Origin of the sequence: Phycicoccus sonneratiae, from assembly GCF_016887965.1 — a bacterium.
Taxonomy (GTDB): domain Bacteria; phylum Actinomycetota; class Actinomycetes; order Actinomycetales; family Dermatophilaceae; genus Phycicoccus; species Phycicoccus sonneratiae.
Map to the genome: position 1 here is coordinate 46,140 of NZ_JAFDVD010000020.1, position 21,289 is coordinate 67,428.

Here is a 21,289-nt window from a genome sequence, read left to right on the forward strand (position 1 = left end):
GGCCGGCTCAGCCCTCGTCGCGCCAGGACCGCCAGAGCGCGGCGTACGAGCCGTCGGCGGCGAGCAGCTCGTCGTGCGAGCCCAGCTCGGCGACCCGGCCGCCGTCCACCACGGCCACCCGGTCGGCGTCGTGGGCCGTGTGCAGGCGGTGGGCGATGGCCACGACCGTGCGCCCGGTGAGCACCGCCCCGAGCGAGCGCTCGAGGTGACGGGCGGCCCGCGGGTCGAGCAGCGAGGTGGCCTCGTCGAGGACGAGGGTGTGCGGGTCGGCGAGGACGAGCCGGGCCAGCGCCAGCTGCTGCGCCTGGGCCTCGGTGAGCGGGTGCCCGCCCGAGCCGACCGTCGTCGCGAGCCCCTCGGGCAGGGCCCGGGCCCAGTCGAGGGCGTCGACGGCGTCGAGCGCGGCGAGCAGCTCGTCGTCGGTGGCCGCCGGGCGGGGCAGGCGCAGGTTGTCGGCGAGGGTGCCGACGAAGACGTGGTGCTCCTGGGTGACGAGCGCGACCTGCCCGCGGAGCTCGTCGAGCTCGAGGTCGACGAGCGGGACGCCGCCGACGGTGATCCGCCCGGTGCGCGGGCCGTCGACCCCGGCCATCAGCCGGCCGAGCGTCGACTTGCCGGCGCCCGACGGACCGACGACGGCGAGCCGCTCGCCGGGCCGCAGGTCGAGCGAGACGCCGTGGAGGACGTCGCGGCCCTCGCGGTAGGCGTAGCGGACGTGGTCGACCGCCAGCCGGTCGTCGGAGGGCGCGGCCCCGGTGGCGACCCGGTCCGGGGGCACCTCGGCGACCCCGAGGATGCGCGACATCGAGGTCGCGGCGAACTGGATCTCGTCGAGCATGCTCATCAGCTCGCCGAGCGGGTCGAGGAGGCGCTGGACGTAGAGGACGACGGCGGTGGCCGTGGCGACCCCGATCGTGCCCTCCCACGCGAGCCAGCCACCCCAGAGCAGCGTGCCCGCGACCGGCGCGAAGAACCCGACCTCGAGCCACGGGAACCAGCGCAGCCGCAGCCCGACGGTGTAGCGCTCGGCGTCGTGGCTCTCGCGGATCGCCTCGGCGAAGCGGGCCTCGCGCTCGGCGGACAGGCCGAGGGCGTCGACGGTGGCCGCGCCCTCGACGGTCTCGGCGGCGACCCCGTTGAGCCGGGCGTACGTGGCGTGCTCCCAGAGGTACCCCGGGCCGGCGAGGCGCAGGTAGCGGCGGGTCGGGAGGAACCAGACGAGCGGCGTGAGCAGAAGCGGCAGGGCCGCGAGCGGGGAGGCGAGGACGGTGGCGACCCCGGTGACGAGCACGGTCGTGCACGACACGACGACCGTCGGGATGCCGAAACGGATGACGTAGCTGATGGCGTCGATGTCGTTGGTCGTCCGGGCCAGCAGGTCGCCGGTGCCGGCGCGCTCGACGGTCGAGAGCGGCAGGCGGACCGCAGAGGCGACGAAGCCCTCGCGCAGCTGGGCGAAGACCTGCTCGGAGAGGACGAAGGAGCTGCGCCGGGCGACCCACGTGACGGCCGTCTCGGCGAGCACCGCCGCGGCGAGCAGCCCGACGAGCACGCGGACGTCGGTGATCGCCGCGCGGCCGGTGGTCACCGTGCCGACGACCTGCCCGATGACCCACGGCCCGGCGAGGCCGACGACGGCCGCGAGCAGGTGCCACAGCAGCACCGCGAGCAGCGGCCGCCGGTGCTCGCGCAGGAGGACCCCGACGTGCTCGCGCACCACCCGGCCGGACGCGATCGGGAGGGTCCGGCGGGCGTGGTCGGTCCGCAGCGAGAGCGGGCTCATCGGTCCTCCTCCTCCCCGCGGACGACGACCGCCCAGTAGCGCGGGTCGGTGCGCGACAGCTCGCGGTGCGTGCCGGTGGCGGCGACCCGTCCGTCCTCGACGAGGTGGACGACGTCGGCGTGGTCGAGCAGCAGCGGGCTGGCGGTGACGACCACGGTCGTCCGGCCCTTCCGGTGCTCGGCGAGCCGGACGGCGATGCGGGCCTCGGTGTGGGCGTCGACGGCGCTCGTCGGCTCGACGAGGACGAGGACGTCGGGGTCTCGCAGGAGGGCCCGGGCCAGGGCGAGGCGCTGGCGCTGGCCGCCGGAGAGCGAGCGGCCGCGCTCCTCGAGCTCGCCGTCGAGCCCCTCGTCGACCGCCGCGAGGGCGTCGTCGGCGTCGGCCACGGTGAGCGCGGCCAGGCGCGCGTCGTCGTCCGGGCCGCCGAGCTCGTCGCGCACGGCTCCGCTGAACAGCCGGGGGTCGGCCTGGGAGACGAGGATCCGGGCGCGGACGTCAGCCACCGGGAGGTCGTCGAGGGCGGTACCGCCCCACGTGACACCGTGCCGGCCGCGGGCGGTGCGCCCGAGCCGGCCGGCGACGGCGGCGGTCTCCTCGGGCCGGGCGCCGACGAGCGCGGTGAGGACGCCGGGCTCGACGGTGACGCCGGACTCGGGGTCGGCGAGCACGGCGTCCGGCGGCGTCCATCCGCGGGCCGCCTCGGCCGGATGGTCGGGGTCGGTGCCGACGATGCGGGCGACGCGGCGCGCGGCGACGCGCGTGGTGATGAGCTTGTCGGCCATCTCGACGGCGGTCTGGAGGGGGATGGTGAGGAAGGCCGTGTACCCGTAGAAGGCGACGAGCTGGCCCGGCGTGATCTCGCCGGCCACCGCGAGGTTCGCCCCGACCGCCGTGACGACGAGGACGAAGAGGCCGGGCAGGAGCACCTGGGCGGCGTCGAGGGTGGCCTGGGTGCCGGCGACCCGGACCCCGGCGCGACGCACGGTCTGGCTCTGGGCGCGGTAGCGGTCGAGGAAGGACTCCTCGCCGCCGATGCCGCGCAGCACCCGCAGCCCGGAGACCGTGTCGGCACCGAGCGCGGTGAGCCGGCCGGCCTCCTCGCGCTGGGCGGTCTGGCGGCGCTGCAGCGGCTTCATGACGAAGGCGAGCGACGCCACGAGCAGCGGGCCGCCGAGGAGCATGACCATCCCGAGCAGGAGCGAGCCGCGCAGGAGGATGACCGCCACGACGACGAACGACACGACCGCGCCCATGAACCGGGCGAGGACGTCGAAGGAGTGGCCCATCCGCCCGAAGTCGCTCGTGAAGCTCGCGAGCACCTCCCCGGCGGGCATGGTGCGGGTCAGCGCGGGGCCGGTGCGCCGGACGGCCCGGTCGGCGACGACCCCGGCGCGGAAGGCGGCGGTGAGCCAGTTCTTCACGGCGAACCAGTGCCGCCCGTTGCCCGCGGCCGCCGACAGCAGCCCGAGCCCGACGACCGAGAGCGACCAGAGGACGAGGGCGCGTCCGTCGCGGGCGACGATCCCGTCGTCGACGGCCCGGCCGATCGCCGCCGGCACGAGGGCGATCGAGAGCATCCAGGGGATGCCGAAGCAGGCCCCGGCCGCGAGCGAGCGCCACTGCCGGCGCGCGAGCCACACGAGCAGGCGGTCGGCGTCGGCCGGCGGCTGGTCGTCGGGTCGCACGCCGTACGGCCAGGGGGGTCGGCGGCTCGGCATGGTGCCGTCCACGCTACGGCGCGGGCCGGGCGCCCGGCGAACCGTTTTCGGGCCCACCCCTGCGCGCCGGCGGGGTTGTCGGCGGCGGACGGGGAGACAACCGCGCCGGCCGCCGACAACCCCGTCACCAGCGAGGGGCAGGGGCTCAGGGGAGTGGACGGTGCCCGGAGGCAGCGGAGGCGGCTGACGCGGCGGCCCGGGAGGCGGCGGCGCGCTGGGCGGCCTCGGACGCCTCGAACGGCAGCTCCTCGTAGCGGTCGCCGACGGCGACGCGCCCGCCCTCGAGGACGCGGAACACCGTCCCGGCCCGGTCGTGGAGCGCGGCCGCGGCCCCGGGACCGATCTCGTCGTCGAGGATGCGGCACGGCGCCGCCACCCGCACGACCTCGAGGAGCACCTCGCCGACCCGTGCCCGTGCCCCGGGCGTCCGCACGATGCTGTCGCGGGACACCGTGAGGTTGCGCCGGGTGCCGGACGCGGGGACCTCGGCGCCGAGCCGCTCGGCCGCCTCGGCCAGCTGCTCGGCCGACTGCACGGTCACGTGCCGGTGCCGCGAGCCGTGGTACCGGTCGCCGACGAGCCCGGCCCCGGCCTCCGCCACGGCGTGCTCGACCGCGCGCACCGGCAGCCGGCGGCCGGGCGCGAGGTGGATGGCGGTGACGACCGGGAGATCGTCGGCGGGCTCGGGCACCCGACCATCATCGGGCAGGCGGGCCGCGCGACGGGCCGGCCGGGCGCCCAGCGGGGTCACGTACCCTCGACGTCGTGCTCCGGACCGCCCTCACCCCGCGGTACCTCGGGCTGCTCGCCCTCGCCCTCGTCGTCGGCGTCGTGTTCGTCCAGCTCGGCCGGTGGCAGCTCGGGGTCGCGGAGGGCAAGGCCCACCAGGAGGCCGTCGAGGAGGCCCGCGCGGCGGCGCCGCTGGCCCTCACGTCGGCCCTGCGCCCGCACACGTCGTTCCCCGGCGAGCTCTCGTCCCGGCCGGTCACGGTCACCGGCCGCTACACCGACGGCCAGCTGCTCGTGCCGGACCGCCGGCTCGACGGCCGGGCCGGCTCGTGGGTCGTCACGCCGTTCGTCGTCGACGGCACGGGCGCGACCCTGCCGGTGCTGCGCGGCTTCGTCACCGACCCCGGGCAGGCCGGCGCGCCACCGACCGGCACCCTCACCCTGGCCGGCGGCCTCGCGCCCCCGGAGTCGCCGGTGTCGGCGCCGGTCGCATCCGGCGAGATCGGCTCGGTCGACACCTCGGTGCTCGCGAACACCTGGCCGGGCGACCTCTACAACGCCTTCCTCTTCCTCGAGACCGAGGACCCCGCCGCCGGGCCGCAGCTGACCAAGGTGCCGACCCCGCTCGCTCCGACCGGGCTCAGCTGGCGCAACGCCGCCTACGCCGTGCAGTGGTGGGTCTTCGCCGCGTTCGGGCTCTGGCTCTGGTGGCGGATGGTCCGCGAGGAGGAGCGCCGGGCCGGTGCCCCGGCGCTCGCGGGCGCGGGCGACAATGGTGCGCGTGAGCACCCCTGAGGCCGGCCCGGCCGGCACCGCGATCGCCCCCGAGGACGTCGACGCCGTCCGTCCCCGCCTGCGCTTCTTCGAGGTGATGGCCTTCGTCGTCGGCATCGGCCTGCTCGTCCTCGTCGTCGAGATGGTCCTGTCCTACGCGTTCGGGATGAAGGGCGACGACAACCCGCTGCACTGGTGGCCCCAGCCGCACGGGTTCATCTACATGGTCTACCTCGTGGCGACCGCGCTGCTGGGCTTCAAGGTGGGCTGGTCGCTGACCAAGATGGTGCTCGTCATGCTCGCCGGCTGCGTGCCGTTCCTCTCCTTCTGGGTCGAGCGCCGCGTGGCCCGCGAGGTCGAGGCGGGACTCGCCGCCGCGCGCCGATAGCCTTGGCCGCGTGAGCGACGCCCCCGAGCTGCCCGCCGACCCCTCGCCCGTCGACCCGAGCCACACCGTCGTCGAGGGTGGCGAGCCCATCCACCTCGCCGACCGGCCGGTGCTCGTCGTCGACTTCGGCGCCCAGTACGCGCAGCTGATCGCGCGGCGCGTGCGCGAGGCGAACTGCTTCAGCGAGGTCGTGCCGTCGTCGATGAGCGCCGAGGACATGCTCGCCAAGGACCCGGCGGCCATCGTCCTGTCCGGCGGCCCGTCGTCGGTGTACGAGGAGGGCGCGCCGCGCCTCGACCCCGCGCTGCTGCAGGCCGGCGTCCCGGTGTTCGGCATGTGCTACGGCTTCCAGGCGATGGCCCTCGCGCTCGGCGGCGTCGTCGAGAAGACCGGGCTCTCGGAGTTCGGGGCGACGCCGGCGACGGTGCTCGACACCGAGTCGACCCTCTTCAACGGCCAGCCCGCGGAGCAGTCGGTGTGGATGAGCCACGGCGACTCGGTGGCCGAGCCGCCGGAGGGGATGCGGGTCACGGCGACGACGTCCGGGGCGCCGGTGGCCGGGTTCGAGGACGACGAGCGCCGGCTCTACGGCGTCCAGTGGCACCCCGAGGTGATGCACTCGACCTTCGGGCAGCGGGTGCTCGAGAACTTCCTCGTCAAGGGTGCGGGGCTGGCCGGCGAGTGGACGGCGGCCAACGTCGTCGAGGAGCTCGTCGGGGCGGTGCGGGAGCAGATCGGTGACAAGCGGGTCATCTGCGGGCTGTCCGGCGGGGTGGACTCGTCGGTGGCGGCGGCCCTCGTCCAGCGGGCGGTCGGCGACCAGCTGACGTGCGTGTTCGTCGACCACGGGCTGCTGCGGGCCGGCGAGGCCGAGCAGGTGCAGCAGGACTTCGTCGCGGCGACGGGGGTCGACCTCGTGACCGTCGACGCGGCCGACCGCTTCCTCGCGGCACTGGCGGGCGTCAGCGACCCCGAGGAGAAGCGCAAGGCCATCGGGCGCGAGTTCATCCGGGTCTTCGAGCAGGCGGCGCGGGACATCGTGGGGTCGCACTCGGGCGCCGAGGACCACCCGGTGGAGTTCCTCGTGCAGGGGACGCTGTACCCGGACGTCGTGGAGTCCGGGGGCGGCACCGGGACGGCGAACATCAAGTCGCACCACAACGTCGGGGGGCTGCCGGACGACCTGCAGTTCACGCTCGTCGAGCCGCTGCGGCTGCTCTTCAAGGACGAGGTGCGGCAGGTGGGGCTGGAGCTCGGGGTGCCGGAGGGCATCGTGTGGCGTCAGCCGTTCCCGGGGCCGGGGCTTGGCATCCGCATCGTCGGCGAGGTGACGCACGAGCGGCTCGAGGTGCTGCGGGCGGCCGACCGGATCGCGCGCGAGGAGCTGTCGGCGGCCGGGCTCGACCGGGAGATCTGGCAGTGCCCGGTCGTGCTGCTCGCCGACGTGCGGTCGGTGGGGGTGCAGGGCGACGGGCGCACGTACGGCCACCCGGTCGTGCTGCGGCCGGTGTCGTCCGAGGACGCGATGACCGCCGACTGGACGCGGCTGCCCTACGAGGTGCTCGCGAAGATCTCGACGCGGATCACCAACGAGGTGCGCGAGGTCAACCGGGTCGCGCTCGACGTCACGAGCAAGCCGCCGGGCACCATCGAGTGGGAGTGAGCCGGGCCGCCTGAGGGGTGTGGCCCGATGGCGCACGGGCCGGAGCGGCCAGAGTGACTGTGGGGTCACCAGCCATCCGTGCCGGTCGCAAGGTATCCCGTGCGCGCCGCAAGGGATATCCTGCCCGGTGCAAGGGATTGCTTGCGAGCCGCAAGGGATCGCTTGCCGGGTGCAAGGGATCGCTTGCGTGAGGCACGGAGAGCTGGAGCACCAGGGGTGTGGTCGGCGGGGCTCGGCGAGCGGCCGGCCGCGCCGCTCCTCAGTCGAGCAGGTAGATCATCCCGAATGTGACGGCCAGCGCCAGAGCGAAGACCCCGAAGGTCGCCGGCAGCATCCACGCGCCGGGGCGCTTCTGCGGCGTCGTGCCGATCGCCCCGCGCGTGAACTGGTGCCACGGCACGGCGTAGAACACCGGCACGACGGCGCCCGGCGCCACCTCCACCTCGAGCTCGGCCTGCCCGTACCGGCGCATCCACTGCGACCACGCCTCGACGCGTACCCGGCCGGCCCAGACCGGTACGTCCTGCACCCCGAACCGGGCCCGGACCTGGTGCCCGCCGACCAGCACGGTCGGCGTCAGACCCGCCATCGGGCCGCTGCCGTGCAGCGTCAACCGGATCGTCCCCGTCGGGGGCTGCGGGGCCCCCGGTCCCCCCGTGACCTGTGACATGCGCACGACCCTAGCGACGACGCCCCCTCGCCGTGGCAGGCTTGCCCCGAGTACCCGCCGGTAACCCATCCCCGAGGACGGACCCCATGGAGAGCTCGACGACGAGCGTCACCGCCAGCGACGGCACCGCCGTCTTCACCCACCGCTGGCTGCCGGAGGGCGCCCCGAAGGCGGTCGTCGTCGTCGCCCACGGGATGGCCGAGCACTCGGCCCGCTACGCCCGCCTCGCCGAGGCCCTCACCGGCGCCGGCTACGCGGTCTACGCCCCCGACCACCGGGGCCACGGACGCACCGCCTCGGCCGCCGACCACGGCTACTTCGCCGACGCCGACGGATGGGACACCGTCGTCGCCGACCTGCGCGCGGTCACCACCCACGCGCGCGACGAGCACCCCGGCCTGCCGGTCTTCCTCCTCGGGCACAGCATGGGCTCGTTCCTCTCCCGGGCCTACGTCATCGAGGACTCCCGCGACCTCGCCGGGCTCGTCCTCTCCGGCACCGCCGGCGACCCCGGCGCGCTCGGCAGGGTCGGCGCCGGCATCGCCGCCGCCGAGGCCCGCCTGCGCGGCCGCCGGCACACGAGCACGCTGCTCGACAAGCTGACCTTCGGCCAGTACAACGCCGCCTTCAAGCCCAACCGCACCGACTTCGACTGGCTCTCGCGAGACGACGCCGAGGTCGACGCCTACGTCGCGGACCCCTTGTGCGGCAACACCTTCACCTCCGGGTTCTTCAAGGACCTGCTCGGCGGGCTGGCCGGAATCAACGACGCGAAGCGGGTCGCCGGCGTCCGCCGGGACCTCCCGGTGCTGCTCGTCTCCGGCGACAAGGACCCCGTCGGCGACGGCGGCAAGGGCCCGCGCGCGGTCGCCCAGCAGTACCGCGACGCCGGCCTCACCGACGTCACGTGCACGCTCTACCCGGACGCCCGGCACGAGCTGTTCAACGAGACCAACCGCGACGAGGTCACCGCCGACGTCGTCCGCTGGCTCGACGCCCACCTCCCGTCCTGAGCGGCGGCCCGGACCGGATGCGGGGCCGGCGCCCCCGGCTGGCTAGGGTTGGCGGATGCTGAGAACGGCCGCCGCCGTCGTCGCGGGCAAGACCGTGCGCGCCCTGGCCCGCCGCCGCGGGGGCGGCTCGGCCTTCCCGGGCCTCGTTGCCGAGCGCATCGACCCCGGCATCCTCCGGCACGCCCTCGCCGAGGTGCGCGGCGGCATCGTCGTCGTCAGCGGCACGAACGGCAAGACGACGACGACGAAGATGCTCGTCGCCCTGCTGCGCGCCCACGGCCGCACGGTCTTCACCAACCCCACCGGGTCGAACTTCACCCGCGGCGTCCTCTCCGAGATGCTCCCGCAGCTCCCCGTCAGCGGCCGGCTGCGCAGCGACATGGCCGTCGTCGAGCTCGACGAGGCCCACGCGATGCGATTCATCGCCGAGGTGCCGCCCACCCACTCCCTCCTGCTCAACGTCGCCCGCGACCAGCTCGACCGGTTCGCCGAGATCGACCACACCGCCGACCTCCTCGCCCGCCTCGGGAAGGCCAGCACCGAGGGCGTCGTCGCCAACTGCGACGACCCGTTCATCGCCCGGGCGGCCGACGCCGTCGACGTCCCGGTGCGCTGGTTCGGGCTTGACGCCTCCATCGCCGACCGGCTCCCCGAGCTGACCGAGCACGACGCCCGCTTCGACGACGGCCCCTCCGAGCGGCACCCCGGCCCCGGCGACGCCCGGCTGCGCCCGCACGACGAGCGCGCCTTCGACATCGTCTTCGACGACCTCGTCGTCGGCCCGGTCACCCTCCAGCAGCGCGGGCTCGCGGCGATGATCAACGCGACCGCCGCGACGACGACCGCCCGGATGCTCCTCGGCGACGCCTTCGACCCTGCCACCTGCGTCGACGCGCTCGCGAAGGTCCGCCCGCCGTTCGGCCGCGGCGAGGTGGTCATGGTCGACGGGCAGCCCCTCGAGCTCGTCCTCGTGAAGAACCCGGCCGGCTTCGGCGTCGCGCTCTCGACCTACGGCAGCACCCCCGTCGCGACGATGGTCGCCATCAACGACAACGACGCCGACGGCCGGGACGTCTCCTGGCTCTACGACGTCAGCTTCGCCTCCCTCCGCGAGCGCGGCGTCGCCCTGACCAGCGGGGTGCGGGCCTACGACATGGCGCTGCGCCTGCACTACGACGACGTCCACACAGACCGCGTCGTCCCCGACCTCGACGAGGCCCTCGACGCCTTCGTCGCCGCCCATCCCGACGAGCCGAAGCGCATCTTCTGCACGTACACGGCGATGATGGCCCTGCGCCGGACGCTGGCCGCCCGGCACGGCCTGGCCCACTTCGGAGAGGACGCCCCGGCATGAGCACCACCGAGCTGCTGGCGCCCGACGGCCCGAGCAAGGGCACGATCACCCTCGTCCACCTCTACCCGCGCGAGATGAGCATCTACGGCGACCGCGGCAACACCCACGCGCTCGCGAGCCGCATCCGCCGGCACGGGTACACCGCCGAGGTCGTCCTCCACGACCCCGGCAGCCCGTTCCGCGACGACGCCCACCTCCTCATGGGCGGCGGCGGCCAGGACTCGGGGCAGGCCCGGGTCGAGGCCGACCTCGAGGCCGTCGGCCCCACCCTGGCCTCGATGGCCGCCGACGGCGTCCCGATGCTCATGATCTGCGGCATGTACCAGCTGTTCGGCAACTCCTTCCACACCGTCACCGGCCAGGAGCTGCCCGGGCTCGGCATCCTCGACGTGACGACCCGCGGCAACGACAAGCGGATGGTCGGGCCGGTGTGCGTCGAGACCGAGTGGGGGCCGGTCGTCGGCTACGAGAACCACTCCGGGTCGACCGTCCTCGGCGAGGGACAGCAGCCGTTCGGGCGCGTCCTCGCCGGCTACGGCAACAACGGCGAGGACGGCACCGAGGGCGCCCGGACCCGCAACGTCATCGGCACCTACCTGCACGGGCCGCTGCTCCCGGCGAACCCGATGGTCAGCGACGCGCTCATCGCGGTCGCGGCCGAGCGGGCCACCGGAGGCCCCTTCGAGCCCGAGCCGATGAGCGACCCGCTCGCCGACGAGGCCCGCGGCCGCCAGGTGCGCCGGCTCGTCGGCACCCGCTGACCCGCTCTCCCGCGCCCGGCTGACAGGATGGCCGGATGAGCACCGCCGCCACCCGCGACCGCCTGGCCACCGAGTTCGCCGAGTACGTCACGGCCTCGCCGACGGCCTTCCACGCCGCGGCGGTGGCGCGCGACCGGCTCGTCGCCGAGGGGTTCACCGAGCTCGACGAGTCCGCCGCCTGGCCGAGCGACGCCGGCGGCTACGTCGTCGTCCGCGACGGCGCGGTCATCGCCTGGCGCATCCCGGCCGGCGCCGGACCGACGACCCCGTTCCGCGTAATCGGTGCGCACACCGACAGCCCGACCTTCCGGCTCAAGCCGAACCCCGTGGTCCGCGAGCACGGGTGGGAGCGGCTCAACGTCGAGGTCTACGGCGGTCCGACCTTCCCGTCGTGGTTCGACCGCGACCTCGCCGTCGCGGGCCGGGTCGTCGACGCCGACGGCAGCACGCGGCTCGTGCGCTCCGGACCGGTGGCGCGCATCCCGCACCTGGCCATCCACCTCGACCGCGCGGTCAACGACGGCTTCACCCCCGACGTCCAGCGCCACCTGCTGCCGGTCGTGGGGGCCTCCGACGGCCCGGACCCCGTCGACGCCGCGCACTGGCTGCGCGAGCTCGTCGGCGACGCCGTCGCCTGGGACCTCTTCCTCGCCGACACCCAGGAGCCGGCGCGCATCGGGGCGTACGGCGACCTCTTCGCCTCGTGGCGGATGGACAACCTCACGAGCGTCCACGCCGGGCTGCTCGGCCTGCTCGAGGCGCCCGCCGACGGCGCCCACATCCCGGTCCTCGCCGCCTTCGACCACGAGGAGGTGGGCTCGGCGTCGGTCACCGGCGCCGGCGGACCGTTCCTCGAGGACGTCCTCGGCCGGGTGCTCGAGGGGCTGGGTGCCGGACGCTCGGACGCGGCCCGGGCCTTCCGCGCGTCCTGGCTGCTCTCGAGCGACGCCGGCCACCTCGTCCACCCCGGACACCCCGAGAAGCACGACCCGACGAACCGCCCGCGCCCCGGCGGCGGCCCGCTGCTCAAGGTCAACGCCCGGCAGCGCTACACGACCGAGGCCCGCGGCGAGGCGCTGTGGGCGGCGGCCTGCGACCGGGCCGGCGTCCCCTTCCAGCACTACGTCAACCCGAACAGCATCCCGGGCGGCTCGACCATCGGCCCGATCGCCGCCACCCGGCTCGGCATCCCCACGGTCGACATCGGCGTCGGGCTGCTCTCGATGCACTCGACGCGCGAGCTCGTGCACGTCGACGACCTCGCGGCGCTGCACGGGGCGGTCGCGGCCTTCCTCGCCGGCTGACCCCGCTGAACTCGGCGCCTCGAGGCCTCAGGCGTGGCCGGCGAAGACCGGCTCCTCGCCCTCGGCGGGCGGCTCGGTCTTCGCGCTCACCGACCAGAGCAGCCACCCGAGACCGCCGAGCGGCACCTCCATGAGGTGGGTGATGATCGAGAAGAGCACGACCCCGGCGGTGGCCTCGGCGTTGCCGGCGCCCCAGCCGACGAGCACGGTGGTCGTCGCGACCTCGGTGACGCCGACGCCCCCCGGCGTGATGCCGACCGCCGTGAGCAGCCGGCCGATCGCGTACGCGGCGAAGAGCAGGTTGAGCGGGAGCATCACCCCGGTCTCGCGCATCACGAGCACGAAGAGCACGTAGTAGGCGCCGAAGAACCCGACCATGCCGAGGGTCATCGACCACCAGCGCCAGCGGACGACGTCGATGATCCGGCCCCGCAGGTCGCGCACGAGGTCCTCGACGCTCATCGTCGAGTCCGGCCGGCGGCGGCGCACGAGCGGACCGATGAGCCGGTCGAGGAGGCCGCCGAGGCGCTGCGCCACCCGCTCGCTCGCGAGCATCCCGGCGATGACGGCGATGACCCCGAGCCCGGTGAGCGACCCGGCGACGGCGAGGTCGGTGAGGGCCTTGGGCAGGGTGACCCCGCCGATGACGAGCACGAGGATGGCGACGACCGGCAGCGCGATGCGGGCCAGCACGTTCCAGACGCCGGTGACGATCGCCGACGTCGAGGTGGCGCGGCGCGAGAAGCCCCACGAGCGGCACATCGCGTAGGTCGCCGCGAGGCCCACCGCGCCGCCCCCGGGCAGGAGGTTCGAGACCGACGAGCCGCAGAGGTTGATGATGAGCGCCTTGCCGTGCGTCAGCCCGCGCAGCGACCCGGTGAAGGTGAAGGTGTAGCAGTACAGCCCGAGGAGCATGAGCACCTGGAAGCCGACGACGTGCAGCGGGGGCACGGTGCGGATGACGTCCCAGATGTCGCCCCACGACGTCTTCGCGAAGTAGGGCAGGCCCCAGACGAGCAGCACGACGGCCAGCCCGAGCCCGAGCCCGAACTGCACGAGCTGGCGGCGGTGCGTGGGCACGTGCACCCCGGCCGCCCTCACGGCAGGCCCTCGAAGACGTCGGTCGCCACGTGTCCCCCTGCTGGTCTCGACGGGTCGCGGAACCACTCGCGCCCGAACACCAGATCGTAGAGGGGGCGGGGGATGCGGAGGAACGCCCCGAGGGTCCGGTCGCCGGTCTGGCCGCCGGCACCGACCTCGGCGGCGCCGCCGCCGGTGGCCTGCGAGGCGTGGGCCCGCATCGAGGCCCGCTTGGCCCGCACGTACCGGCGGACGTCGACGCGGTGGGTGATGTCGGCCCGCGCGGTGAAGGCGCGCTCGAAGCTCGACGGGTCGAACTCGGCCGGGAAGCGGTAGACCCGCCCGACGAGCCGGATGGCGCGCACGATGGTGTCGCGGGGCACCGTGGCCTCGAGGACCCTCGGGGTGCCGGCGATCTCGGCGGCCCGCGCCGCCACCTCGTGCACCCGGCGGTGGTCGCGGTGGCCGTAGCCGCCGTTCGCGTCGTAGGAGAGCAGGACGTCGGCGCGCTCGGTGGTGAGGACGGCGGCGAGCCGCTCGGCGGCCTCCTCCAAGGGCGCCCGGCAGAACCGTGCGACGCCGGGGGCGTCCGGTTCCGGCTCCGGCCCGGACCCACTGTCGGCGTAGCCGAGCCACTCGACCCGGGCCACCCCGAGGGCCGACGCCGACCGCTCGGCCTCGGCGAGCCGGCGGGTCCCCAGCGACCCGTCGCGGCGCAGCTCCTCGGCCGCCAGGCCGGCCCCGCCGTCGGTGGCGAGCACGAGCACGACGCGGTGCCCCTCGGCCGCGGCACGGGCCATCGTGCCGGCCGTGAGCAGGGCCTCGTCGTCGGGATGGGCGTGGAACGCCACGAGCGTGCGGGACATCGTCGGCCATCCTCTCGCATGGCAGGGTGGACCCTCGTGAAGGTCGCCCTCCTGTCGGACTGCTACCCGCCCCGGCTCGGCGGGATCGAGCGGCAGGTGCACGACCTCGCGCACCACCTCGCGCGGGCGGGGCACGAGGTCGAGGTCTTCACGGCGACCACCGGTCCGGACGGCGAGCGGCACGGAGCACGCACCGCCGAGGAGGACGGCGTGCTCGTCCACCGCATGGCCCTGCCGCTGCCGAACGGCGTGCCCGTCAACCCGTTCGCGCCCCCGGAGGTGCGCCGGCGGCTCGACGCGGGCGGCTTCGACGTCGCCCACGCGCACCTCGGGGTGGTCAGCCCGTTCGCCACCGACCTCGTCCGCACCGCGCTCGCGGCGGGCCTGCCGGTGGCGGCCACGTTCCACTGCGTCATCGCCCGCTCGGCCCCGGTGTTCCGCGTCGTCGGGCACCTCGGCCGGTGGGCGCGCCGCGGGGTCGCCTTCAGCGCGGTGTCGTCGATGGCCGCCGGGCGGGTGCGCGCCGCGGCGGGAGACGTCGAGGTGGCCGTGCTCAACAACGGCATCGACGCCGCGTGGTGGGCGCCGGACCGAGGCGCCCCGCCGCGCGAGGCCGCGGCCGGCGTGCACGTCGTCACGGCGATGCGCCTCGTCAGCCGCAAGCGGCCGCTGGCCCTCCTCGGGGCCCTGCACCGCGCCCGCGCGCTGCTCGACCCCGCCGTGCCCCTGCGCGCCACGCTCGCCGGCGAGGGACCGCAGCGCCGGGCGATGGAGGCCTTCGTCCGGGCCCGGGGGATGGACTGGGTGTCGATGCCCGGCCGGCTCGACCGCGAGGGGCTGCGCCGGCTGCACCACTCCGGCGACCTCTACGTCTCGACGGCCCGGCTCGAGGCCTTCGGCATCGCCGCCCTCGAGGCGCACGCGGCCGGTCTGCCGGTCGTCGCCCCACGCGGCACCGGCGTCGACGACATCGTCACCGACGGCGTCGACGGCCTGCTCGCTCCCTCCGACGCGGGGGTCGCCGAGGCGGTCGCGCGGCTGGCCGGTGACGCGGGGCTGCGCGAGGGGATGCGCGCGCACCTCGCGGCGCACCCGCCGCGCCAGGACTGGACGGGCACGGTCGCGGCGACCCTCGCCGAGTACCGCCGGGCGGGGGCGCCGGGGTGATCGTCGTCCGGGGTGAGCGGGGCGGGGCGCCGGTCGTCGAGTTCGTGCTCGGGCACGGCGAGGACCCGGTGGCCGGGCTGGCCGCGCGCGGCTGGAGCGGGCGGAGCACCGGGGTCGACGGGGTGCTCGGCCGGCTCGTGCTGCGCTTCGAGGTCGTGCCGGTGACGCCGCTACGCGTCCGGCACGGCCCGCACGGGCCGGGGCTGGCCACCGAGGACCGCGCCGTCGTCCGGCCCCACCAGCGGGTCGCCGCCTACGCCGTCGTCGTCGCCGACGAGCGGCTGCTCCTCACCCAGCTCGCCCCGCGCACCGGTGCGGACGGTCGCTGGAACCTGCCCGGGGGTGGCCTCGAACCGGGGGAGTCCGTGGCCGGGGCGGTCGTGCGCGAGGTGCTCGAGGAGACCGGCCAGGTCGTCGACGACGTGCAGTTCGTCGACGTGATGACCCAGCACTGGGTCGGCCGCTCCGAGCGGGGGGCCGAGGACTACCACGCGGTGCGCCTGGTCCACACCGCCCGCTGCACACGACCGACCCGCCCCGTCGTGCACGACGTGGGCGGGTCGACGTCCGACGCCCGGTGGGTGCCCCTCGACGACCTCGGCGCGGTGCCGGTCGTCGCGAGCATCCCGGCGGCCCTGCGCGCCGCGGGGGTCCCGGTGCCGGGAGCCTGGCCTCAGTCCTGAGCCCGGCTGCTGCGCAGCCCGACCAGGCCGACGAGGAGGACGAGGGCCCCGCCGGCGACGATGGTCCACGGCCCGAGGTCGTTCCACGGCAGGTCGACGTCGGTCAGCTCGGTGACGAGGACGGCACCGGCCGTCACGAGGCCGAGGATGCCGAGCAGGAGGGCGAAGGGCGCCGGGCCGGAGCGGTAGCGCGGGGCCGGGGGTCCCTGCTCCGGGGGGCCCACCGGCGACGGCGCGGTGGCCGGGGAGGGAGTCGTTGCCGGGGCCGTGGCCGGTGCGCTGCCGGTGTCCGTCGTCGTGGTGTCGTCGTCGCGGTCCTCGAGGCCGAGGTCGGCGCTCAGGGGGCGGGTGGTGTCGTCGGTGGTCATGCTCAGCGCTCCTCGATGATCGTGACGTCGCCGATGCCGATCTCGGTCGAGACGACGAGCACGGGGGTGTCGTCGCCGACGGTGACGTCCTGGGTGTAGTCGGTGCCCGACCGGTTGTCGACGGTCCTCAGGCCGTTGCCCGCGGTGCGCGCCTCGTGGGTGAGGTCGCCGACGCCGATCTGGTTCTCGATGCGCACGTCGAGGCCCTCGGGCACGACCACCTGCAGCTCGCCGGCACCGACGCTGACGTCGATGGTCGGCGGGGTGCTCGTCTCGGGCAGACCGGCCAGCCCGGCGAGGTCGAGCCGCGCGTCCCCGACGCCGAGGTGGTAGCTGGCCGGCAGGGTGGTCGTCGTCGGGGTCCAGATCCGGTCGCCGACACCGTTCGTGGCCGGGATGTGCGTCACGAGGGCGGCGAAGACCGTGGTCAGCCCGAGGGCGATGACGAGGAAGCCGCTGAAGCCGGAGGCCCGGCCGGTGGCGCCGAGGCCGAGGACGACCGCGGAGGCCCCGGCGAGGGCGAGGACGAGGCCGAGGACGCCCGGTTCGCCCGGGAAGCCCACCGGGTCGGCGATCGCGACGCCGAGGCCGACGAGGGCGATGACCAGGCCGAGGGTGACGAGCCCGACGAAGCCGCTGGGCCGGCGCCGGCGCGGGGCCGGCGGCACGGGCGGCGGGGGCGGGGCGATCGGGCGCGGTGGGACGGGCGGGGTCGGCGTGCCGCCGTAGGGCGCGCGGGGCGCGGTCGGCGCCGCGCCCGGGTAGGCGGGCTGGCCGTACGGGGTCGGCGGGTGGCGGTAGCCGGCGGGCGGCGCGCTCGGCGCGGGACCCGCGGCCGGGGCCGCGTAGGGGGTCGACGGGGTCGACATCGGGGTACCTCCGGGGGGTGGGGGTGGCGGGTAGGCGGTCTGGCCGGTCCACGCGGAGGACCGGGACGAGCGGCTGCGGGTGGCGAGGAACCAGACGACGAGGGCGACCGGGACGAGCAGCCAGAACGAGCCGCCCCAGGCGTCGCCGCCGGACCCGATGGACACGAGGGCGCCGAGGACGACGACCCCGGTGAGCACCGCGAGGACGATGGCCCAGGCGTCGCCGTGGCGCATCGCGCGCTCGCCGAGGATCTCGCCGCCGCGGTCCGGCAGCAGCAGCCAGAGCACGAGGTAGATCGGCAGGCCGATGCCGCCGGCGATGGTCAGGGCGATGGCGGCCGCGCGGATGAGCAGCGGGTCGACGTCGAAGCGGGCGGCGATGCCGGCGCAGACCCCGCCGAACCAGCGGCGGTCGGTGTCGCGCCGGACGCCGACGCCGCGCAGCCGCTCGAGGCCGTCGTCGAGGACGGTCGGGCCGCCGGCGGGCGGGGTCTGGGAGGAGGAGGTGTCCGTCATGGCACCCACTCTGGCGGCGAGCGACCCCCCGCGGCCATGAGGGTCGACCCTGAGCACCCCCTGACCGGACCCCGGCAGGGGGTCGCAGCCGCCCCCACGTGCGTCAGGATGGTGTCGTGCCCACACCGTACGAGCCCGCGGCGACCCGCGTGCGCACCGACTCCGGCCCCGCGCCGGAGCCGGTTCCCGCGCGCCCGGGTCTGGTCCGCGACCGCTCGGGCGGGTGGTCGCCCGGGGTGTGCGCCGCCGTCGCCCGTCACCTCGGGGTGTCCCGCCGGCTCGTGCGCATCGCCTTCGTGGTCCTCGCGTTCTCCGGCGGTGCCGGCGTCGCCGCCTACCTCTTCCTCTGGGCGATGACGCCCGAGGGGGAGGTCGACGGGTCGGGTCCGCTCACCTCCACGACGTGGACCGAGCGCCGGCGCTGGGTCGTGCTCCTCGTGGCGGGCGGCGTCCTCGTCCTCGCGGGTGGGGCGCTGCTCGTGCCCGGCGTCGGGGTCTCGGCGCGCGGATCGGTCCTCGTCCCGACGTTCGTGATCGCCGTCGGGGCGGTCGTCGCGTGGTCGAACCTCGACCAGACCCAGCGCTCGCGGTGGCTCACCGGTGGCCGCGACGGGATGGGCTGGGTGCGCGTCGCGCTCGGCACCGGGCTGGCCATCGTCGGCATCCTCGTGCTCGTCACGCGCGGCAGCTCGGTGAGCGTCCTCTGGGACGCCGTGCTCGCCGCGTTCGCCGTCCTCGTCGGGGCGCTCATCCTCGCCGCGCCGTGGGCCGTGCGGCTCTGGGGCGACCTGCGGCGCGAGCAGGTCGCCGCGGCCCGGGCCACCGAGCGCGCCGACATCGCCGCGCACCTGCACGACTCCGTGCTCCAGACCCTCGCCCTCATCCAGCGCCAGTCCGCCGACCCGGCCGCCGTCACCCGCCTCGCCCGGGCCCAGGAGCGCGAGCTGCGCACCTGGCTGTACGACGGGCCGCAGGGGTCGCAGTCCTCGCTCGCGGCCGCGGTCACCGAGGTGGCCCACGAGGTCGAGGACCTCCACGGCGTGCCCGTCGACCTCGTCGTCACCGGCGACCGGCCCTTCGAGCAGCACGGCGCCGCCCTGTCGCGGGCGATGCGCGAGGCCCTGCTCAACGCCGTGCGCCACGGCGCCCCGCCGGTCACCGCCTACGTCGAGATCGGTCCCACCGGGGTCGAGGCGTTCGTCCGCGACCGCGGCGAGGGCTTCGACATCGACACCGTGCCCGAGGACCGGCTCGGTGTCCGGCAGTCGGTCCTCGGCCGGATGCACCGCCACGGCGGGTCCGCCCGCATCCGGCAGCGCGAGGACGGCACCGAGGTCGAGCTGCGCCTGCCGTCCATCGAAGGAGAAGAGTCATGACCAGCCAGAGCACCCCGGCCGCCCCGGCCCCCATCCGCGTCGTCCTCGTCGACGACCACCGGATGTTCCGCACCGGGGTCCGGGCCGAGCTGACCGAGGCGATGGCCGGTGGCGGCGCCGTCTGCGAGTTCGTCGGCGAGGCCCCGGACGTCGACGCCGCGATCGCCGTCATCCGGTCCGAGACACCGGATGTCGTGCTCCTCGACGTGCACCTGCCGGGCGGGTCGGGCAACGGCGGTGGCGACGTCATCCGCGGGTGCGCCGGGGTAGAGACCGCCGACGGGAAGCCGGTGCGCTTCCTCGCGCTGTCGGTGTCCGACGCGGCCGAGGACGTCATCGCCGTCATCCGGGCCGGTGCGCGGGGCTACGTCACGAAGACGATCAACGCGCGCGACCTCGTGACGGCCATCCGCCGGGTCGCCGACGGCGACGCGGTGTTCTCGCCGCGGCTCGCCGGCTTCGTCCTCGACGCGTTCGGCGCGGCGGCCGGCGAGATCGCCGAGGTCGACGAGGAGCTCGACCGCCTGTCGGCCCGCGAGCGCGAGGTGATGCGCCTCATCGCGCGCGGCTACCAGTACAAGGAGGTGGCCAAGGAGCTGTTCATCTCGGTGAAGACCGTCGAGACCCACGTGTCGTCGGTGCTGCGCAAGCTCCAGCTCTCCTCGCGCCACGAGCTGACCGCCTGGGCGATGGGCCGCCGGCTCGTCTGATCCCGGGGGTCCTACGCTGTCGCCATGGAACTCCTGGTGAACGTGTTCGTCGTCCTCCACCTGCTCGGCATGGCCGCGATCATCGGGAGCGCGCTGTTCCTCTCGCGCGGCGTCGTCACGCCGTACCTGCTGTGGGGCGCGCGGGCCCAGCTGCTCACCGGCATCGCGCTCGTCGGCCTCGTGCAGGCCAACGACGAAGAGGTGAACAACACCAAGATCGCCGTCAAGCTCGTCGTCGCGATCGCGGTCGTGGCCTGCGCCGAGATCGCCGGCGCGGCCGAGCGCAAGGGCAAGGGGTCGCGTCCGCAGCTGGTCACGGCGGCGGGGGCGCTCGCCCTGCTCAACGTCCTCGTCGCCGTCCTCTGGACCACCGCGAGCTGACCGCCGGCGCTCGGCGGCGCCTCACGCGTATCGGGTGACCCGATAACCCTGCGCTTCACCCGACAACGGTTCTCGGGTGAAGCGCACCCGTATCGGGTGACCCGATACCCGTGGGGCCGGGCGGCAGGTCAGGGCAGGAGCAGCAGCTTGCCCTGGGTCCGGCGGCCCTCGAGGTCGCGGTAGGCCTGCGCGGCGTCGGCCAGCGGGTACCGGCCGCCGATGCCCACGGCGAGCGACCCGTCGGCGACCGCCGCGAACACCTCGCGCGCCCGCCACTGCAGCTCCTCGCGCGTCGCGAGGTGGTGCCCGAGGCTCGGCCGGGTGAGGAAGAGCGACCCGCCGGCGTTGAGGCGCTGGATGTCGAAGGGCGGCACCTGCCCGCTCGCGGCGCCGAAGAGGGCGAGTGTGCCCCGGGGCCGCAGGCTCGCGAGCGAGGCGTCGAAGGTGTCCTTGCCGACCCCGTCGTAGGCGACGTCGACGCCACGGCCCGCCGCCTCGCGCACCGCGCCGGTGAGGTCGTCGACGGCGCGGTAGTCGATGACGTGGTCGGCGCCCAGGGCGGTGGCGGTGGCGCACTTCTCCGGCCCGCCGGCGGTCGCGACGACGACGCCGCCCCGCGCCCGCACCATCTGCACGAGCAGCTGGCCCACCCCGCCGGCCGCCGCGTGGACGAGCGCCACCGTGCCGTCGGCCACCGGGAACGTGCTCGTCACGAGGTAGTGCGCGGTGAGGCCCTGGAGCATGACCGCCGCGGCGACGTCGAGGTCGACCCCGTCGGGGACGTGCACGACACCGTCCGCGGGCAGGACGGTGAACGCCGCCGCGCTGCCGATGCTCTGGGGCCAGGCGACGCGGTCGCCGACGGCGAACCCCTCGACGCCCGCCCCGACGGCCCGGACCGTGCCGGCGCCCTCGTTGCCCGCGACGTAGGGCGTGCTCATCGGGTAAACGCCCTCGCGCTGGTAGACGTCGATGAAGTTGACGCCGGCCGCGACCACCTCGACGAGCAGCTCGCCGGTGCCGGGGTCGTCCGCGCGCCGGTCCTCGACGGCGAGGACGTCCGGGCCCCCGGGGGAGGTGACGACGAGGGCGGGTCCGTGGAGGGCGCTCATCCCG

21 protein-coding genes are annotated in these 21,289 nt (G+C 75.5%); 12 read left to right on the forward strand and 9 right to left on the reverse strand.

Annotated elements, in window-relative coordinates; translation table 11 throughout:
• Positions 1-7 precede the first annotated feature (7 nt).
• The 3 genes from JQN70_RS16435 to JQN70_RS16445 form a co-directional block, all read right to left on the reverse strand.
• A complete protein-coding gene (locus JQN70_RS16435) occupies positions 8-1,783 on the reverse strand; it encodes an ABC transporter ATP-binding protein (RefSeq protein WP_204132460.1) in 1,776 nt (591 codons plus the stop codon).
• Positions 1,780-3,501, reverse strand: a complete 1,722-nt coding sequence (locus tag JQN70_RS16440) for an ABC transporter transmembrane domain-containing protein (protein ID WP_204132461.1) — start codon at positions 3,499-3,501, stop codon at positions 1,780-1,782. The genes JQN70_RS16435 and JQN70_RS16440 overlap by 4 nt, the downstream gene beginning before the upstream one ends.
• 145 nt (positions 3,502-3,646) lie before the next feature.
• On the reverse strand, positions 3,647-4,192 hold the full coding sequence (locus tag JQN70_RS16445; RefSeq protein ID WP_204132462.1) for an MOSC domain-containing protein: 546 nt from the start codon (positions 4,190-4,192) through the stop codon (positions 3,647-3,649).
• 74 nt (positions 4,193-4,266) lie between these two features.
• On the opposite strand from JQN70_RS16445, the gene JQN70_RS16450 reads away from it, so the two are divergent.
• The 3 genes from JQN70_RS16450 (at position 4,267) to guaA (ending at position 7,055) form a co-directional block, all read left to right on the forward strand.
• Positions 4,267-5,025, forward strand: coding sequence for an SURF1 family protein (locus JQN70_RS16450; RefSeq protein WP_204132463.1), 759 nt, complete (start codon positions 4,267-4,269; stop codon positions 5,023-5,025).
• Positions 5,012-5,392, forward strand: a complete 381-nt coding sequence (locus JQN70_RS16455) for a DUF3817 domain-containing protein (RefSeq protein WP_434063751.1) — start codon at positions 5,012-5,014, stop codon at positions 5,390-5,392. The genes JQN70_RS16450 and JQN70_RS16455 overlap by 14 nt, the downstream gene beginning before the upstream one ends.
• An 88-nt stretch (positions 5,393-5,480) precedes the next feature.
• Positions 5,481-7,055: a glutamine-hydrolyzing GMP synthase gene (guaA, locus tag JQN70_RS16460; protein WP_204132520.1), complete on the forward strand. Its 1,575-nt coding sequence runs from the start codon at positions 5,481-5,483 to the stop codon at positions 7,053-7,055.
• 259 nt (positions 7,056-7,314) lie between these two features.
• Here guaA and JQN70_RS16465 read toward each other — a convergent pair whose 3' ends face one another.
• Complete coding sequence (locus tag JQN70_RS16465; protein WP_204132464.1) at positions 7,315-7,725, reverse strand: hypothetical protein; 411 nt, start codon at positions 7,723-7,725, stop codon at positions 7,315-7,317.
• 86 nt (positions 7,726-7,811) lie between these two features.
• On the opposite strand from JQN70_RS16465, the gene JQN70_RS16470 reads away from it, so the two are divergent.
• Genes JQN70_RS16470 through JQN70_RS16485 form a run of 4 tightly spaced genes read left to right on the forward strand, consistent with a single transcriptional unit; the run spans position 7,812 to position 12,157 of the window.
• Positions 7,812-8,738 carry an alpha/beta hydrolase gene (locus JQN70_RS16470; RefSeq protein WP_204132465.1) on the forward strand — a complete coding sequence of 309 codons (927 nt, stop codon included), beginning with the start codon at positions 7,812-7,814 and terminating at the stop codon, positions 8,736-8,738.
• Between the two features lie 55 nt (positions 8,739-8,793).
• A complete protein-coding gene (locus tag JQN70_RS16475; protein WP_204132466.1) occupies positions 8,794-10,092 on the forward strand; it encodes a Mur ligase family protein in 1,299 nt (432 codons plus the stop codon).
• A complete protein-coding gene (locus JQN70_RS16480) occupies positions 10,089-10,853 on the forward strand; it encodes a type 1 glutamine amidotransferase (protein ID WP_204132467.1) in 765 nt (254 codons plus the stop codon). Before JQN70_RS16475 ends, JQN70_RS16480 begins: the two co-directional genes overlap by 4 nt.
• Before the next feature lie 35 nt (positions 10,854-10,888).
• Complete coding sequence (locus JQN70_RS16485) at positions 10,889-12,157, forward strand: M18 family aminopeptidase (RefSeq protein ID WP_204132468.1); 1,269 nt, start codon at positions 10,889-10,891, stop codon at positions 12,155-12,157.
• Positions 12,158-12,184: 27 nt separating this feature from the next.
• Here JQN70_RS16485 and JQN70_RS16490 read toward each other — a convergent pair whose 3' ends face one another.
• Both JQN70_RS16490 and JQN70_RS16495 read right to left on the reverse strand, forming a co-directional pair.
• Positions 12,185-13,243, reverse strand: a complete 1,059-nt coding sequence (locus JQN70_RS16490; RefSeq protein ID WP_307836040.1) for a lysylphosphatidylglycerol synthase transmembrane domain-containing protein — start codon at positions 13,241-13,243, stop codon at positions 12,185-12,187.
• A gap of 11 nt (positions 13,244-13,254) precedes the next feature.
• On the reverse strand, positions 13,255-14,103 hold the full coding sequence (locus tag JQN70_RS16495) for a PIG-L deacetylase family protein (RefSeq protein WP_204132469.1): 849 nt from the start codon (positions 14,101-14,103) through the stop codon (positions 13,255-13,257).
• Positions 14,104-14,139: 36 nt separating this feature from the next.
• On the opposite strand from JQN70_RS16495, the gene JQN70_RS16500 reads away from it, so the two are divergent.
• Positions 14,140-15,270, forward strand: coding sequence for a glycosyltransferase family 4 protein (locus JQN70_RS16500; protein WP_307836041.1), 1,131 nt, complete (start codon positions 14,140-14,142; stop codon positions 15,268-15,270).
• A complete protein-coding gene (locus JQN70_RS20295; RefSeq protein WP_204132471.1) occupies positions 15,267-15,953 on the forward strand; it encodes an NUDIX hydrolase in 687 nt (228 codons plus the stop codon). Before JQN70_RS16500 ends, JQN70_RS20295 begins: the two co-directional genes overlap by 4 nt.
• Here JQN70_RS20295 and JQN70_RS16510 read toward each other — a convergent pair.
• Positions 15,944-16,321, reverse strand: a complete 378-nt coding sequence (locus tag JQN70_RS16510; RefSeq protein WP_204132472.1) for a hypothetical protein — start codon at positions 16,319-16,321, stop codon at positions 15,944-15,946. The genes JQN70_RS20295 and JQN70_RS16510 overlap by 10 nt on opposite strands.
• Before the next feature lie 2 nt (positions 16,322-16,323).
• Complete coding sequence (locus JQN70_RS16515) at positions 16,324-17,706, reverse strand: PspC domain-containing protein (protein WP_204132473.1); 1,383 nt, start codon at positions 17,704-17,706, stop codon at positions 16,324-16,326.
• 116 nt (positions 17,707-17,822) lie between these two features.
• On the opposite strand from JQN70_RS16515, the gene JQN70_RS16520 reads away from it, so the two are divergent.
• Genes JQN70_RS16520 through JQN70_RS16530 form a run of 3 tightly spaced genes read left to right on the forward strand, consistent with a single transcriptional unit; the run spans position 17,823 to position 20,173 of the window.
• Complete coding sequence (locus JQN70_RS16520; protein WP_307836042.1) at positions 17,823-19,082, forward strand: ATP-binding protein; 1,260 nt, start codon at positions 17,823-17,825, stop codon at positions 19,080-19,082.
• Positions 19,079-19,792, forward strand: a complete 714-nt coding sequence (locus JQN70_RS16525) for a LuxR C-terminal-related transcriptional regulator (RefSeq protein WP_204132474.1) — start codon at positions 19,079-19,081, stop codon at positions 19,790-19,792. Before JQN70_RS16520 ends, JQN70_RS16525 begins: the two co-directional genes overlap by 4 nt.
• Positions 19,793-19,816: 24 nt before the next feature.
• Positions 19,817-20,173, forward strand: coding sequence for a hypothetical protein (locus JQN70_RS16530; protein WP_204132475.1), 357 nt, complete (start codon positions 19,817-19,819; stop codon positions 20,171-20,173).
• Between the two features lie 128 nt (positions 20,174-20,301).
• Here JQN70_RS16530 and JQN70_RS16535 read toward each other — a convergent pair whose 3' ends face one another.
• Entirely contained in the window at positions 20,302-21,285 is a 984-nt protein-coding gene (locus JQN70_RS16535; RefSeq protein ID WP_204132476.1) for a quinone oxidoreductase family protein, read from the reverse strand.
• Between the last annotated feature and the right edge of the window lie 4 nt (positions 21,286-21,289).